The 16,037-nt window shown below is 54.0% G+C and carries 9 protein-coding genes and 2 riboswitches; all 9 genes read right to left on the bottom strand.

Annotated elements, in window-relative coordinates:
• Nucleotides 1-254: 254 nt before the first annotated feature.
• Nucleotides 255-1,202 (bottom strand): tRNA (adenosine(37)-N6)-dimethylallyltransferase MiaA, encoded by a 948-nt coding sequence (gene miaA / locus C12CBH8_RS08830; protein ID WP_215533040.1) that lies wholly within the window; start codon nt 1,200-1,202, stop codon nt 255-257.
• Between the two features lie 85 nt (nt 1,203-1,287).
• Nucleotides 1,288-2,475 carry a methionine adenosyltransferase gene (gene metK / locus C12CBH8_RS08835; RefSeq protein WP_090264524.1) on the bottom strand — a complete coding sequence of 396 codons (1,188 nt, stop codon included), beginning with the start codon at nt 2,473-2,475 and terminating at the stop codon, nt 1,288-1,290.
• A gap of 67 nt (nt 2,476-2,542) precedes the next feature.
• Nucleotides 2,543-2,648, bottom strand: a riboswitch (SAM riboswitch).
• A gap of 127 nt (nt 2,649-2,775) precedes the next feature.
• The gene (locus C12CBH8_RS08840; protein ID WP_090264526.1) at nt 2,776-3,336 is read right to left on the bottom strand and encodes an ECF transporter S component; all 561 of its coding nucleotides are present in this window, start codon (nt 3,334-3,336) and stop codon (nt 2,776-2,778) included.
• Nucleotides 3,337-3,421: 85 nt separating this feature from the next.
• A riboswitch (FMN riboswitch) is annotated at nt 3,422-3,573 on the bottom strand.
• Nucleotides 3,574-3,709: 136 nt separating this feature from the next.
• Nucleotides 3,710-4,912 carry an elongation factor Tu gene (gene tuf, locus C12CBH8_RS08845; RefSeq protein ID WP_090264528.1) on the bottom strand — a complete coding sequence of 401 codons (1,203 nt, stop codon included), beginning with the start codon at nt 4,910-4,912 and terminating at the stop codon, nt 3,710-3,712.
• Between the two features lie 117 nt (nt 4,913-5,029).
• Nucleotides 5,030-7,114: an elongation factor G gene (gene fusA / locus C12CBH8_RS08850; RefSeq protein ID WP_215533041.1), complete on the bottom strand. Its 2,085-nt coding sequence runs from the start codon at nt 7,112-7,114 to the stop codon at nt 5,030-5,032.
• Between the two features lie 117 nt (nt 7,115-7,231).
• Nucleotides 7,232-7,702 carry a 30S ribosomal protein S7 gene (rpsG, locus tag C12CBH8_RS08855; RefSeq protein WP_171846248.1) on the bottom strand — a complete coding sequence of 157 codons (471 nt, stop codon included), beginning with the start codon at nt 7,700-7,702 and terminating at the stop codon, nt 7,232-7,234.
• Between the two features lie 177 nt (nt 7,703-7,879).
• Nucleotides 7,880-8,299, bottom strand: a complete 420-nt coding sequence (gene rpsL, locus C12CBH8_RS08860; RefSeq protein WP_215533042.1) for a 30S ribosomal protein S12 — start codon at nt 8,297-8,299, stop codon at nt 7,880-7,882.
• 199 nt (nt 8,300-8,498) lie between these two features.
• The gene (rpoC, locus tag C12CBH8_RS08865) at nt 8,499-12,044 is read right to left on the bottom strand and encodes a DNA-directed RNA polymerase subunit beta' (protein ID WP_215533043.1); all 3,546 of its coding nucleotides are present in this window, start codon (nt 12,042-12,044) and stop codon (nt 8,499-8,501) included.
• 25 nt (nt 12,045-12,069) lie between these two features.
• A complete protein-coding gene (gene rpoB / locus C12CBH8_RS08870; protein WP_215533044.1) occupies nt 12,070-15,786 on the bottom strand; it encodes a DNA-directed RNA polymerase subunit beta in 3,717 nt (1,238 codons plus the stop codon).
• Nucleotides 15,787-16,037: the final 251 nt, after the last annotated feature.

The following is a 16,037-nucleotide window of genomic DNA, read 5'->3' on the forward strand; positions in this document are numbered from 1 at the left end:
CGCCTCGTACACGTTACTCCCCATAAAAAGGGGATTTCATCAAAGATGTCGTTTTTTTGCAGAACCACGCAAAAAGCAGCGGCTGATTTCCTGTCACGCTACGTTTGCCTTTTACCACCATATCAAAGCCTTTTCATCGGTATGACGGTTGATTCTGCACCCAAAATCCTGCTGGAAACCAAGCTGTAAAAATGCCTGTGCCTTTTTACCTCTTTGACGGTTGCCGGCAAAATGGAAGGCTGTTTTTTATTATATCACAAGCCCAGCCCTTTTTCTACCAACTCATACGCCTTTTTGCAAAGGACATCCGTGTTTCCCAGTCGGTCAGCCTCCAGCCAATGTACCCGTTCATCCCGGCGAAACCACGTCAGTTGACGTTTGGCATAACGGCGGGTACTCTGTTTGAGATGTTCTACCGCTTCTTCCAGGGAAATCTCCCCTTTGATATAAGGGAAAAGTTCTTTATGTCCGATGGCTTGCAGGCCGCATCCCTCTTCTACCTTCATAGCAGCTTTGGCCTCTTCCAGGAGGCCCTGTTCCATCATCTGATCCACCCGCGTATTGATGCGGTCGTAAAGCTTCTGGCGATCCTTATAACAGATGCCGATGATAACGGGATGATAAGGCGACGGTTGCTCCCGGGAACGGAGACGTTGTTCGGACATGGTAATGCCTGTCAACCGGTACATTTCCATAGCACGGACAATTCGTCCCACGTTGTTGGGATGAAGCGTGGCGGCTGTCTCCGGATCGTACTGGGCCAATTCGTCTAAAAGGGCCTGTCCGCCCTCTTCTTGTGCACGGCGGTTGAGGCGCCGGCGCAGCTCCGGATCGGCTGGAGAATCCACAAACCGGATGTTATCCAGAAGCGAGGAAATGTAAAGCCCTGTCCCTCCCACCAGTATAGGGAGGTTTCCTCTTTCCCGGATATCCCGGATGCACTGCTCCGCCAACTGGCACCAGCGGGCCACACTAAATTGTTCCTGTGGATCTAGGAACCCCATCAAATGATGCGGGATTCCCTCCATCTCCTCCTGGGTAGGCTGGGCGGTTCCAATGGGCATGCCTCGGTAAACCTGCATGGAGTCGGCCGATACTACTTCTCCTGCAAACCTTTTGGCAAGACGCACACCCAGTCCGGTTTTTCCCGACGCCGTTGGACCCACCACCGCTATTACCGGAATCTTTTCCTGTATTGGCATGCTATCTATCTCCCTCCTCTGGTCAATGAACCAAAAAGACGCACCCGGCTTTCCTATACCGGATGCGTCTTTTCCAATGCGGTGATTAGCTCTCTAAAGCTGCTTTCAACTGATCCACCCGGTCGGTTTTCTCCCACGGGACATCCAGGTCTTCACGGCCCATGTGTCCGTAAGCGGCTACCTGGCGGTAAATGGGACGGCGCAGGTTGAGTTTCCGGATAATAGCGCCGGGACGCAAGTCAAATACCTTCTGGACAGCATCAGCCAGTTTCTCATCCTCCACTTTACCAGTGCCGAAGGTGTCCACCATCACCGATACGGGACGTGCCACACCAATGGCGTAGGCCAGCTGGATTTCGCATTTGCTGGCGAGTCCGGCAGCTACGATATTCTTTGCCACATAGCGTGCCGCGTAAGCGGCCGAACGGTCCACCTTTGTAGGATCCTTGCCGGAGAATCCGCCGCCGCCGTGACGGGCATAACCACCGTAGGTATCCACAATGATCTTGCGCCCGGTAAGGCCCGCATCGCCGTGGGGACCTCCTGTGACAAATCGTCCGGTGGGATTGATATAAATCAGCGTATCATCATCCATCAGTTCAGCGGGTACGACTGGGCGGATGACTTCCCGCTCCACATCCTCTCGGATCTGTTCCAAAGAGACTTCCGGACGGTGCTGGGTGGATACCACCACCGTATGCACGCGCACTGGACGATCTCCTTCATACTCCAATGTGACCTGGGTTTTCCCGTCCGGCCAGAGGTACGGCAGGATCCCCTCTTTGCGCACCTGGGCTAGACGCTTCGCCATACGGTGGGAAAGAGAAATGGCCAAAGGCATCTTTTCCGGGGTCTCATCGCAGGCGTAGCCAAACATCATACCCTGATCGCCGGCACCTTCCGAATCCCCATCGTCTTTGCGGCCCTCTTCCCGGACCTCAATCCCTTCATTGACGCCTTGTGCAATGTCCGGGGACTGCTCGTCAATGGCGGTGAGGACTGCACAGGTATTGCCGTCAAACCCCATCTCATTGCTGTTATATCCGATATCCCCTACCACCTGACGTACGACTTTTGGAATATCCACATAGCAGGATGTGGTGATCTCGCCGTACACCAGCATGAGTCCTGTGGCGGCCGAAACTTCACAGGCCACACGGGCATCCGGATCCTCTGCCAAAATGCTATCCAAAATAGCGTCGGCAACCTGGTCGCACATCTTGTCGGGATGTCCCTCCGTTACCGATTCCGATGAAAATAATTTACGGTTCATTGCTCGCACTCCTTATGACCTTATCAAAAAAATGGCGCCCGCATATCCGGCAGCGGGCGCTCAAAAAGCCTCATCTTCCGGCTATCACACCGCAGGACTTAGCACCTTGCCTATACACAAGGCAGGTTGCCGGGCTTCACAGGGCCTGATCCCTCAGCCGCTCTTGATAAGGATATTTTTATTTTGTCTTAGTATAGCACAATTAAACATCTTTGAAAAGATTTCACATGGCTTCTCCCTCATTCTATGCAGAAATATTCCTTGCAATCTCGGCAATTTTTTTGTATATCTTTACAATATCTACATCGAATGAGCCGTTCTTCGAAAATAATAACCGATCGGCATGGAAATCACAAACGTTGCGGCTGAATTGATTAAGGATTTTATCAGATTAAAAGGAACGATTACCGGCCAGATCATCGCTGTAACCACTTCCATCGGCTGTCCGTACACATGCACCGTCAACAGCAGGTTGAGAGGAACCATAATGGCCGTCATGGCTACCGAACCGGCCAATAATCCGGCTACCATATTGAATGCCCGAGGCTTTGCCCGATAAATCAGGCTGGAAAGCAATACCAATGCCCCCGATGCACAAAAATGCATCACCAGCCCTACCCAGCCATCGGGGCTCAGCAGGAACGCCTGGATAACCGATACCACCAAGAGGATTCCCAGTCCCTCCACAGGGCCTAACAGCATACCGCCGATCAATACTGGGATATCAGCCATGTCGTACATCAAGAACGGCGCTGCCGGGAAGAGCGGGAATCGGACCAGCATGACCAATACCACCGATAGAGCTGCCAGCATTCCCATCGTAGTCAGGCGGAAAGACGTTTTGCTTGTGTTGAGTTTCATACCACATTCTCCTTTTCAGGAGCTGCCTTTGGAAAAAAACGCCCTATGGTATAAAATACCATAGGGCGCACAGACGCTGAAAAAGCGCCGCTTCTTTCATCCGGACTCTAACCGTCGGCTCCGGGATCCAACCGGAATCAGCTCCCGCCAATACTTTGGCGTTTGGTCGCGGGCTCATCGGCTTCTTAAGGCCGCATTACCGCCGGTGGGGACTTTCACCCCGCCCCGAAGACAGCTTCAATATTCTGGAGTTAATTATACCAGCCTATCCTCTCAATTACAAGAGGGCGTTCAAAATTTTTCTTTGTCATCACAAATAAAAATAGCCCTGTCGACAAAGCCGACAGGGCTGTGTATTTACCTATCTGGTAAATTATTCGTTGATAGCAGTAACAACGCCCGAACCAACGGTACGGCCGCCTTCACGGATAGCGAAGCGGAGGCCTTCCTCGATGGCGATGGGGGTGATCAGTTCAACGTCCATAACAACGTTGTCGCCAGGCATGCACATCTCAGTGCCCTCGGGCAGAGTGATGACGCCGGTAACGTCAGTGGTACGGAAATAGAACTGAGGACGGTAGTTGTTGAAGAAGGGGGTATGACGGCCGCCCTCTTCCTTGGTCAGGACGTAAACCTGGCCCTTAAACTTGGTATGAGGATGAATGGAACCGGGCTTGGACAAAACCTGGCCGCGCTCGATTTCATTGCGCTGGATGCCGCGGAGCAGGGCGCCGATGTTATCGCCGGCCTCAGCGTAGTCCAGAATCTTACGGAACATTTCAATACCGGTAACAACGGTCTTCTTCTTCTCGTCGGACAGGCCAACGATTTCGATTTCCTCACCGGTCTTCAGCTGGCCTCTCTCCACACGGCCGGTAGCAACAGTACCACGGCCAGTGATGGTGAAGACGTCCTCAACAGGCATCAGGAAGGGCAGGTCAGATTTACGGTCAGGAGTGGGGATGTACTCGTCAACAGCAGCCATCAAGTCGAGGATGGGCTTGTAGACAGGATCAGCAGGATCCTTGGAATCGCTCTCCAGAACCTGCAGAGCAGAACCTTGAACGATAGGGGTATCGTCGCCCGGGAACTCGTATTCATTCAGGATGTCGCGGATTTCCATCTCGACCAGTTCGAGCAGTTCGGGATCGTCCACTTGGTCAACCTTGTTCATGAAAACAACGATGTAGGGCACGCCAACCTGACGGGAGAGCAGGATGTGCTCACGAGTCTGGGGCATGGGGCCGTCAGCGGCCGAAACAACCAGAATAGCGCCGTCCATCTGAGCAGCACCGGTGATCATGTTCTTAACATAGTCAGCATGGCCGGGGCAGTCAACGTGAGCGTAGTGACGGTTCTCAGTCTCATACTCAACGTGGGCGGTATTGATGGTGATGCCGCGCTCTCTCTCTTCGGGAGCCTTATCGATCATGTCATAATCGACGAAAGCAGCTTCACCTTTCAGGCCCAGAACCTTGGTGATAGCAGCGGTCAGGGTGGTCTTACCATGGTCAACGTGGCCGATGGTACCGATGTTTACATGGGGCTTATTTCTTTCGAACTTTGCCTTTGCCATTGGAATTTCCTCCTTTATCTTACACGTAATTGGAATCTAAGATGGCAACCAGTGTTTGGATACCATTCTACCAATTCAGCGCTGAAATTTCAAGCACTTTTTGGCTTTTTAACAGGATTAGTCCTGCTTCTTAGTACGCTCCGAGACGATCTTCTCAGCTACCGACTTCGGAATCTCAGCATAATGGCTGGGTTCCATGGAGTACTGGCCACGGCCCTGGGTCTTGGAACGCAGGTCGGTGGCGTAGCCGAACATCTCAGAAAGCGGGACCATAGCATTGATCTGCTGGCCGCCGGGGATGGCGTCCATACCCTGGATCTGGCCACGGCGAGAGTTGACATCGCCGATAACATCGCCCATGTATTCTTCGGGGACGATGACAACCACCTTCATGATGGGTTCCAAAAGAACGGGATTGGCTTTGGCCATACCTTCTTTGAAAGCCATGGAACCGGCGATCTTAAAGGCCATTTCCGAGGAGTCGACTTCATGGTAAGAACCGTCGAACAAAGTTACTTTAACGTCTACAACATTGTAGCCTGCCAAAGTACCGGACAGCATAGCGCCCTGGACACCTTGGTCGACAGCCGGGATGTATTCCTTCGGAATGACACCGCCCACAATAGCGTTGACGAATTCGTAACCCTTGCCCATTTCATTGGGCTCCAGACGCAGCTTAACGTGACCATACTGGCCGCGGCCGCCGGACTGACGGGCATACTTGTGGTCGACTTCCACAGTCTTGCGGATGGTCTCTTTATAAGCAACCTGAGGACGGCCGACGTTTGCTTCTACGCGGAATTCACGCAGAAGGCGGTCGACGATGATCTCCAGATGAAGCTCACCCATGCCGGCGATGATGGTCTGACCAGTTTCCTCGTCGGTGTAGGCGCGGAAAGTGGGGTCTTCCTCAGCCAGCTTGGCCAGTGCGATACCCATCTTCTCCTGACCGGCTTTGGTCTTGGGTTCGATGGCAACGCGGATAACGGGTTCCGGGAACTCCATGGATTCCAGGATAATGGGATGCTTCTCATCGCACAGGGTATTACCAGTGGTGGTATTCTTGAGGCCGACAGCAGCGGCAATGTCGCCGGCGTATACGGTCTCGATGTCCTGACGATGGTTACTGTGCATCTGCAGGATACGTCCTACACGCTCAGTATTGCCTTTGCTGGAGTTATAAACCGGAGAACCTGCATTGAGAGTACCGGAGTACACGCGGAAGAAGCAGAGCTTACCCACATACGGGTCGGTCATAATCTTGAAAGCCAAAGCCGAGAACGGCTCGGTATCGGAAGAATGACGCTCGTCCTCTTCTTCGGTGTCAGGATTGACACCTTTGATAGCCGGAACATCGGTGGGAGCCGGCATATAGTCAATGATAGCATCCAGCAGCTTCTGGACGCCACGGTTACGGTAAGAGGTACCGCATACCACGGGAACCATGGTATTGTCGATGGTGGACTTGCGAATAACCTTCTTGATCTCGTCGATGGTCAGGTCTTCGCCGCCCAGGTATTTCTCCATCAATTCGTCGTCCATCTCGGCCACATGATCCAGCAGCTCAGTGTGATACTTGTCCGCCAATTCTTTCATGTCGTCCGGGATGTCGGTCACTTCGATGTTGGTACCCAGGTCGTTTGTGTAGATGTAAGCCTTCATCTCCACCAGGTCGATGATGCCGCTGAAGGTCTCCTCCGAGCCGATCGGCAGCTGGATCGGAACAGCATTACATTTCAAACGGTCCTTCATCATCTGGACCACGCGATAGAAATCGGCGCCCATGATGTCCATCTTATTAACATAAGCCATACGCGGAACTTTATACTTGTCCGCCTGACGCCAAACGGTCTCCGACTGGGGCTCAACACCGCCCTTGGCACAGAATACGGTGACCGACCCGTCCAGCACGCGCAAAGAACGCTCTACTTCCACGGTAAAGTCAACGTGGCCAGGGGTGTCGATGATGTTGAGACGATGATTTTTCCAGAAGCATGTGGTGGCGGCCGAAGTAATGGTAATGCCGCGCTCCTGCTCCTGTTCCATCCAGTCCATCGTAGCCGCGCCATCGTGCGTTTCACCGATCTTGTGGTTTACACCAGTGTAGAACAGGATTCGCTCGGTGGTGGTGGTCTTACCGGCGTCGATATGAGCCATTATGCCAATATTACGGGTCATTTCAAGCGATACTTGTCTTGGCATATTGTCCTCCTTTTCCTTGTCGGTTCAGCCCAACCCTTACCCTTGAAACTTGCAAGCGCTCCGGCTTACGAGGCTGAACGGTGGCTAAAAAGCCAAAGTATAATGCAAAACTTGTGTTTACCATCTGTAATGGGCAAAGGCTTTGTTGGCCTCGGCCATCTTGTGGGTATCGTCGCGCTTCTTAGCGGCACCGCCGGTACCGTTGAGCGCATCGAGAATTTCGCCGGCCAGACGCTCGCGCATAGTCTTTTCCGAACGAGTGCGGGCGTAGGTGGTCAACCAGCGCAGACCCAGGGTCTGACGTCTGTCAGGACGCACCTCGATCGGCACCTGGTAGGTGGCGCCGCCGACACGGCGGGCCTTAACCTCCAACAGCGGCATGATATTCTCCATCGAGGCTTCGAAAACCTCCAGGGGCTCTTTGCCGGTCTTGGTCTGAATGATTTCAAATGCGCCGTACACGATCTTCTGGGCAACACCCTTCTTACCGTCGTACATGACGTTGTTGATCAGGCGTGTCACAATTTTGGAGTGATACACCGGATCAGGCAATACATCTCTTTTGGCGATGGAACCTCTTCTCGGCACTTCGCTTCCCTCCTTCACATTAAAATGAATTCATTGGTACTCGAAAGTGACAAACTCCCGTGGGCCGACACAACAGGCATTCCATAACGATAACATCGATCTATAATGAACGCCGCTGCATCGATCACTTTGCATGATTGCAGCCAGTACGGTATTCGTCAATTAAATTCGGCCGAATTATTTGCCGGCCTTCGGACGCTTGGCGCCATACTTGGAGCGAGCCTGCATCCTCTTTGCAACACCCTGGGTATCCAGAGTACCGCGGATGACGTGGTAACGCACACCGGGGAGATCCTTGACACGGCCGCCGCGGATCAGCACTACGCTATGCTCCTGCAGGTTATGGCCGACGCCGGGAATGTAGCCCCAGACTTCGATCATGTTTGTCAGACGGACCCTGGCAACCTTACGAAGCGCGGAGTTGGGCTTCTTAGGAGTCATGGTTTTAACGGCTGTACAAACACCACGTTTTTGGGGAGAAGCCTGATCGATCATCATGCGCTTTTTGGAATTAAGACCCTTCAGCAGCGCAGGAGATTTGGATTTCTTCTCCATGGTTTCTCTGCCCTTACGGACCAGCTGGTTAAAAGTAGGCAATGTTACACCTCCCTAAATAAAATTTTATATTGTGACGGCGCTAAAGGCGCGTCCCCTAAAAATAGGAGGCTGCGCCTTTTGTCCGATTCACAAACAATTGGAATAATGACCGGATTTCTTCCTCAAAATAAAGGTTCTTTTTGCACAATCACGGCCTTTTCCGGGAATTTCTTCCCTACACTCACAATCGTTGATTATATCATATTGCATGCTCTTCTGTCAACCCTTCACCGATCGGGATGGCCTCCACGTCGGTGTAGCATTTCATACCTGTACCGGCGGGAATCAGCTTACCGATGATGACATTTTCCTTCAGGCCGACCAGCGGATCCACCTTGCCTTTGATGGCGGCTTCGGTGAGGACGCGGGTGGTCTCCTGGAAGGAGGCGGCCGACAGGAAGGATTCGGTTGCCAACGATGCCTTGGTAATACCCAGCAGGGTGGGGATGCAGGTGGCTTTCTCCAGGCCCTCTTCCCCGTTCTGGATGCGGCGTTCAATCTCTTCGTTGACGGCGATAAACTCGCTCTTATCCACCATGGAGCCGGGAAGCAGCGTGGTGCTGCCGGACTTATCGATCTTGACCTTGCGCATCATCTGGCGGACGATAACCTCAATGTGCTTGTCGTTGATGTCAACGCCCTGGAGACGGTAAACCTTCTGGACTTCCTGGATGATGTAGTTGTGGACGGCGTCGGTGCCCTGGATGGCCAGGACGTCATGGGGATTGACTGAGCCTTCGGTCAACATGTCGCCGGCGCGGAGGACGTCGCCCTCCTGGACCTTGAGACGGGAACCGAAAGGAATAAGATAGGATTTTTCATCCTTGGTCTCGGGATCGGTGACCACCACATGGCGGTTTTTCTTGATCTCCTCGAAGCGGACAACGCCGGGGATCTCGGAAATAATGGCCAGATGTTTGGGTTTACGGCCTTCAAACAGTTCCTCAACGCGGGGAAGACCCTGGGTGATATCCTCAGCCGATGCGATACCGCCGGTATGGAAGGTACGCATGGTGAGCTGGGTACCGGGTTCGCCGATGGACTGGGCGGCGATGATGCCGACGGCCTCGCCCACGGTGACCGGCTGACCAGTGGCCAGGTTGGAACCGTAGCACTTGACACAAACGCCGTGCTTGGCTTCGCAAGTGAGCAGGGAACGGATACGGACACTCTTGACGCCGGAATTGACGATAATGGCGGCGTCTTTGTCATCCATCAATTTATCGCGGGAAACCAGCACCTCGCCGGTCTCTTGATCCACAAAGGGTTCGGCCAGATAGCGTCCCACCAGACGGGCTGCCATCGGCTCGATGATCTGATTGCCTTCCCGGATGTCAAATACTTCGATGCCGTTGTGGGTATGGCAATCCTGCTCGCGGATGATGACATCCTGCGAAACGTCTACCAGACGGCGGGTCAGATAACCCGAGTCGGCGGTACGCAGAGCGGTGTCGGCCAAACCTTTACGGGCGCCGCGGGAGGCGATAAAGTACTCCTGAACGTTGAGGCCTTCGCGGTAGTTGGAACGAATCGGGACTTCGATAACCTTACCGGAGGTATTGGCGATCAGACCGCGCATACCGGCCAGCTGACGAATCTGGCTGATGGAACCACGGGCACCGGAGTCGGCCATCATGGCGATGGGGTTGTTGACGGTGTCCAGATGCTGTTCCAGAGCAGCGGTAACCTGAGCGGTGGCGTCGTTCCACGCGGCGGTAACCTGACGGGAACGCTCTTCATTGGAGAGGAGGCCTCGGCGGAATTTCTTGGCCACCTTGTCGATCTTGGCTTCGGTAGCGGCCAGGATTTCCTTTTTCTCCTCAGGGATCGTAGCGTCCACAACAGCCACGGTCAAAGCGCCGCGGGTGGAATATTTAAAGCCTTGAGCCTTGATGTCGTCCAACACTTCAGAGGTACGGGATACGCCATGTACCTTAATGCAGTGGTCGATGATCTGACCCAGCTGCTTTTTCTTAACCAGGAAGGAGACCTCCAACTGGAGATAATCCTCCGGCTTCTTGCGTTCTACAAAGCCCAGGTCCTGCGGGATAGGGCCGTTGAAAATGATACGTCCGACAGTGGTATCGATCAGTCCGGTTACAGGCTTGCCGTCCACTTCCACCGTGCGGCGGACCTTGATAGCGGCATGCAGACCGACTACGCCGGTGTCATAAGCCATGCGAGCTTCGTTAAAGTCGCGGAACACCTTGCCCTCGCCCTTTTCGCCGGGCTTCACCAGGGTCAGGTAGTAGGAACCAAGCACCATATCCTGGGTGGGAACGCACACCGGACGTCCATCGGAAGGTTTCAACAGGTTGTTGGCGGCCAACATCAGGAAGCGGGCTTCAGCCTGGGCCTCGGCCGACAGCGGCACGTGAATGGCCATCTGGTCGCCGTCGAAGTCGGCGTTGTATGCGGTACAAACCAGCGGATGCAATTTGATGGCGCGGCCCTCAACCAACACCGGTTCGAAAGCCTGGATACCCAGGCGATGCAGGGTAGGTGCGCGGTTCAACAGCACCGGATGCTCCTTGATGACGGTTTCTAACGCATCCCACACTTCTCCGCGGGCACGCTCCACCATCTTGCGGGCCGATTTGATGTTGCCGGCAGCGCCGGTTTCCACCAATCTCTTCATGACGAAAGGCTTAAACAGTTCGATGGCCATCTCCTTGGGCAGACCGCACTGGTACATCTTCAGCTCAGGGCCGACGACGATAACCGAACGTCCGGAGTAGTCCACGCGCTTACCCAGCAGGTTCTGACGGAAACGTCCCTGTTTACCTTTGAGCATGTCGGACAAGGACTTAAGAGGACGGTTGTTGGGGCCGGTCACCGGACGGCCGCGGCGGCCGTTGTCGATGAGGGCGTCCACAGCCTCTTGCAGCATGCGCTTTTCGTTGCGCACAATGATATCAGGCGCGCCAAGCTCCAACAGTCTCTTAAGACGGTTGTTGCGGTTGATGACGCGGCGGTACAGATCGTTTAAGTCGGAGGTGGCAAAACGGCCGCCGTCCAACTGTACCATGGGGCGGATATCCGGCGGAATAACCGGGACAGCCTCCAGGATCATCCATTCCGGACGGTTATTGGACTGGCGGAATGCCTCCACGACCTCCAAGCGCTTGAGAATGCGGACACGTTTTTGCCCCGATGCATTTTCGAGTTCTTCCTTGAGCTCCACCGACAGCTTTTCCAGATCGATCTCTGCCAGCAGATCCCGGATGGCCTCGGCGCCCATCCCGGCTTTGAAATCGTCCTCATACCGTTCCCTCATATCCCGGTATTCTTTTTCGTTGAGAAGCTGCATCTTCTCCAAGGGAGTGGTGCCTGGATCGGTCACAATGTAGGAGGCAAAGTACAAAACCTTCTCCAGCAGGCGGGGGGACAAATCCAAAATCAGGCCCATACGGGAGGGGATGCCTTTAAAATACCAGATGTGCGAAACCGGAGCAGCCAGTTCGATGTGGCCCATACGTTCACGGCGCACCTTGGCTTTGGTGACCTCAACGCCGCAGCGGTCGCAGATCTTGCCTTTAAAACGGATGCGTTTATATTTACCGCAGTGACACTCCCAGTCCTTAGTGGGGCCAAAGATGCGCTCACAGAACAAACCGTCCCGTTCCGGCTTGAGCGTGCGGTAGTTGATGGTTTCCGGCTTTTTGACCTCGCCGTAGGACCAGCTTCTGATCTTATCGGGAGAGGCCAAGCCTATTTTAATCGATTCAAATACATTAAATTCCATGTTAACGCCCCTTATCCCTTACAGATTACTCTTCATCCAACGTATCGTCGTCATCGCCAAACAGATCCCCTCCGGCCAGGGAGGCAAACAAATCCTCCGCATCACTGCCGTCGGCCAGATCCTCTGCGTCCTCTACGCTGTAGCCTTCCATCTCGCTCTCATCCTTGACCTCACTGAAGGCGTCGTCGTCCACTGAATGCAGGCCCACATCGTCGTCATCGTCAAAGGTCTGACGCAGGTCGATCTCTTCATCGTCCTTATCCAGCACCATGACGTCCAGTCCCAAGGACTGCAATTCCTTAAGCAGCACCTTGAAGGATTCCGGGACGCCCGGCTTCGGCACGTTCTGACCCTTGACAATGGCTTCGTATGTCTTGACACGGCCGATGATATCGTCCGACTTGACGGTGAGGATCTCCTGGAGGGTATAAGCTGCGCCGTAAGCCTCCAATGCCCACACTTCCATCTCGCCGAAGCGCTGGCCGCCGAACTGGGCTTTACCGCCCAGAGGCTGCTGGGTAACCAAGGAGTAGGGGCCGGTGGAACGGGCGTGAATCTTATCGTCAACCAAGTGATGGAGTTTTAAGAAGTACATGTAGCCGACAGTAACCGGATTCTCAAAGGGCTCGCCGGTACGGCCGTCGCACAAAATGGTTTTACCGCTGCGGTTTTTACCGGCCATTTCCAAAAGTTCCTGGATGTCGCCTTCGTGAGCGCCGTCAAAGACCGGGGTCATGACCTTCCAGCCCAGCGCCATGGCGGCGTAGCCCAGATGCACTTCCAGCACCTGACCGATATTCATACGGGACGGAACGCCCAAGGGGTTCAAGACGATGTCCAAGGGACGGCCATCGGGCAGGAAGGGCATATCCTCCTCCGGCAGGATGCGGGATACAACGCCCTTGTTGCCGTGACGTCCGGCCATCTTATCGCCCACCGAGATCTTGCGCTTCTGGGCGATGTAGCACTTGACCACCATGTTGACGCCGGGGCTCATTTCGTCGTCGTTTTCACGGGTGAACACCTTGACGTCCACCACAATGCCGTATTCACCGTGAGGCACGCGCAGGGAGGTATCCCTCACCTCGCGGGCCTTCTCGCCGAAGATGGCGCGGAGCAGACGCTCTTCAGCCGTCAGTTCGGTTTCACCCTTGGGGGTCACTTTGCCCACCAGGATATCGCCGGCACGGACCTCGGCACCGATGTGGATAATACCGCGCTCATCCAGATCCTTGAGGGCGTCTTCGCCCACGTTGGGGATATCACGGGTAATTTCTTCTGCGCCCAACTTGGTATCGCGGGCTTCAATCTCGTATTTTTCAATGTGGATAGAGGTAAAGACATCGTCCCGGACAACCTTCTCGTTGATGAGAACGGCGTCCTCGTAGTTGTAACCCTCCCAGGTCATGAAGCCGATGAGGGCGTTTTTGCCCAAACTGATCTCACCGTTATCGGTGGCGGGGCCATCGGCGATGACCTCGCCCTTGATGACGCGCTGGCCGCGGTTGACCACCGGACGCTGGTTGATACAGGTTCCTTGGTTGGAGCGCAGGAACTTGGTGACGTGGTAAATATCCAAATCACCTTCGTCATTGCGGATCTGGATCTCATTGGCGCATACCTTTTCCACCACGCCGGGCTTCTTGGCGAGCACTACGACGCCGGAATCCACCGCCGCCTTGTACTCCATACCAGTGCCGACCACCGGGGAACAGGGCTTGAGAAGCGGCACAGCCTGCCGCTGCATGTTGGAACCCATCAATGCGCGGTTTGCGTCGTCGTTTTCCAGGAAGGGGATCATGGCCGTAGCCACCGATACAACCATCTTGGGGGAAACGTCCATGAAATCGACGCGGGTGGGTTCAATTTCCAGGAATTCGTCGCGATGACGGGCATTGACCTTGGGACGGATAAAGCGTCCGTCTTCATCCAACGGTTCGTTCGCCTGGGCGACGATATATTCATCTTCCACATCGGCGGTCATGTAAACCACTTCGTCGGTGACGATGCCGGTTTCCTTATCCACGCGGCGGAAGGGGGCTTCTACAAAGCCGTATTCATTGATCTTAGCATAGGTAGCCAAATAAGAAATCAGGCCGATGTTGGGACCTTCAGGGGTTTCGATAGGACACATGCGGCCGTAATGGCTGTAGTGAACGTCGCGCACTTCGAATCCGGCACGGTCACGGCTCAAACCGCCGGGGCCCAGGGCCGACAGACGGCGTTTATGAGTCAGTTCCGCCAAGGGGTTGGTCTGATCCATGAACTGGGACAGAGGCGACGAACCAAAGAACTCTTTGATAGCCGCTACCACCGGGCGGATATTGATTAAATTCTGAGGGGTAATGACATCCAGATCCTGAGCTTGGAGGGTCATCTTCTCCTTGATGACCCGCTCCATACGGCTGAAGCCGATGCGGAACTGGTTTTGCAGCAGTTCGCCCACCGAACGAATCCGGCGGTTGCCCAGATGGTCGATATCGTCGGTGGTGCCTACGTCGTTGCCCAGGCAGTTGAGATAGTTGATGGAGGCCAAAATATCGTCCAAAATAATGTGTTTGGGAATGAGCTCATCCTGACGGGCACGGATGGCTTCTTTGATATCCTCTTCCTCTTCATGCTCCTCCAGGATCTCCTGTAGGATGGAGAAACGAACCTTCTCTTTGATCTGAAGGTCGGAAATATCAAAGTCAACAAAGTCTTCCAAACGGACCATGCCGTTGGACAGCACCTTGACCTCTCTCTCATCTACCGTCACAAAGGCGCAGCTGACGCCGGCAGCTTCGATTTCCTGAGCCCGTTCTCTGGTCAAAGTCTCCCCTGCCTCGGCCATGAGCTCGCCGGTCATGGGATTGACCACCGGCTGGGACAATGTCTGGCCGGTGAGACGGGTAGCAATGGCCAGCTTCTTATTGTACTTATAGCGGCCCACGTGGGAGAGGTCATAACGTCTCGCGTCAAAGAACAGGCCGTCGATGTGGGTCTGGGCGCTCTCCACTGTGGGAGGTTCGCCAGGACGCAGTTTCTTATAAACCTCGATGAGAGCCTCTTCCTTGTTGGTAGCTACATCTTTCTTTAGGGTCTCGATCATGCGGACGTCTTCACCGAAGAAGTCCAGAATCTCCTGATCACTCCCCAGTCCAAGAGCACGGATAAAGGTCGTCACCGGCAATTTGCGGTTTTTATCGATGCGGACGTAAAAAATATCGTTTGCATCGGTTTCATACTCCAGCCACGCGCCTCGGTTGGGGATGACAGTGGCGGAGAACAACTTTTTACCGGTCTTATCGTAATTCATCTTGTAGTATACGCCAGGGGAACGCACTAACTGGGACACGATAACGCGTTCGGCACCGTTGATGATAAAGGTGCCGCTGTCGGTCATCTTGGGGAAATCGCCCATGTAGACTTCCGACTCTTTGATCTCGCCGGTCTCTTTGTTGACCAGACGGGCGCGCACGTGCAAAGGCGCTGCATAGGTAACGTCGCGCTCTTTGCATTCCTCCACGGAATATTTGGGCTGATCGTCGAGATAATAATCAATAAAGTCCAGCACAAGGTTGCCGGTGTAATCGGTGATGGCCGATACATCCCGGAAAACCTCTTGGAGTCCCTCATCCAGGAACCACTGATAGGAATTCTTCTGCACTTCAATCAGGTTGGGCATGTCCAGCACTTCATTGATGTGAGAAAAACTCATCCGCTCGTTGTTCCCCAGCTTGACTGGTTTCACATTCACCATAGACGCACACCACTCCATTCTATCCTTTGGACGATATTCCTCCTGAAACACCCGGCGCAGGAGCAGAAATATCATCGCTTTTTTGTTGCATTCGGCTGCCAATTGTGGTATAGTTTTGATAGAGAAAATATTCCTTAAAAGATAAGGATTCAGTATAATATTGTATTATACTTGGGAGTGGTTGTCAAGCCCTCCTATTTTTTTGTCCAAAAAAGCGCAACCTGCCCTGTGCACAATGGCACAGGGCAGGT

The sequence above is a fragment of the Solibaculum mannosilyticum genome, from assembly GCF_015140235.1.
GTDB classification, from domain to species: domain Bacteria; phylum Bacillota; class Clostridia; order Oscillospirales; family Acutalibacteraceae; genus Solibaculum; species Solibaculum mannosilyticum.

What these genes read in the sequence shown, in the direction of transcription:
- metK (WP_090264524.1), bottom strand. Translation starts at nt 2,475, where the DNA reads ATGAACCGTAAATTATTTTCATCGGAATCGGTAACGGAGGGACATCCC.
- miaA (WP_215533040.1), bottom strand. Translation starts at nt 1,202, where the DNA reads ATGCCAATACAGGAAAAGATTCCGGTAATAGCGGTGGTGGGTCCAACG.
- tuf (WP_090264528.1), bottom strand. Translation starts at nt 4,912, where the DNA reads ATGGCAAAGGCAAAGTTCGAAAGAAATAAGCCCCATGTAAACATCGGT.
- C12CBH8_RS08840 (WP_090264526.1), bottom strand. Translation starts at nt 3,336, where the DNA reads ATGAAACTCAACACAAGCAAAACGTCTTTCCGCCTGACTACGATGGGA.
- fusA (WP_215533041.1), bottom strand. Translation starts at nt 7,114, where the DNA reads ATGCCAAGACAAGTATCGCTTGAAATGACCCGTAATATTGGCATAATG.
- rpoC (WP_215533043.1), bottom strand. Translation starts at nt 12,044, where the DNA reads ATGGAATTTAATGTATTTGAATCGATTAAAATAGGCTTGGCCTCTCCC.
- rpoB (WP_215533044.1), bottom strand. Translation starts at nt 15,786, where the DNA reads ATGGTGAATGTGAAACCAGTCAAGCTGGGGAACAACGAGCGGATGAGT.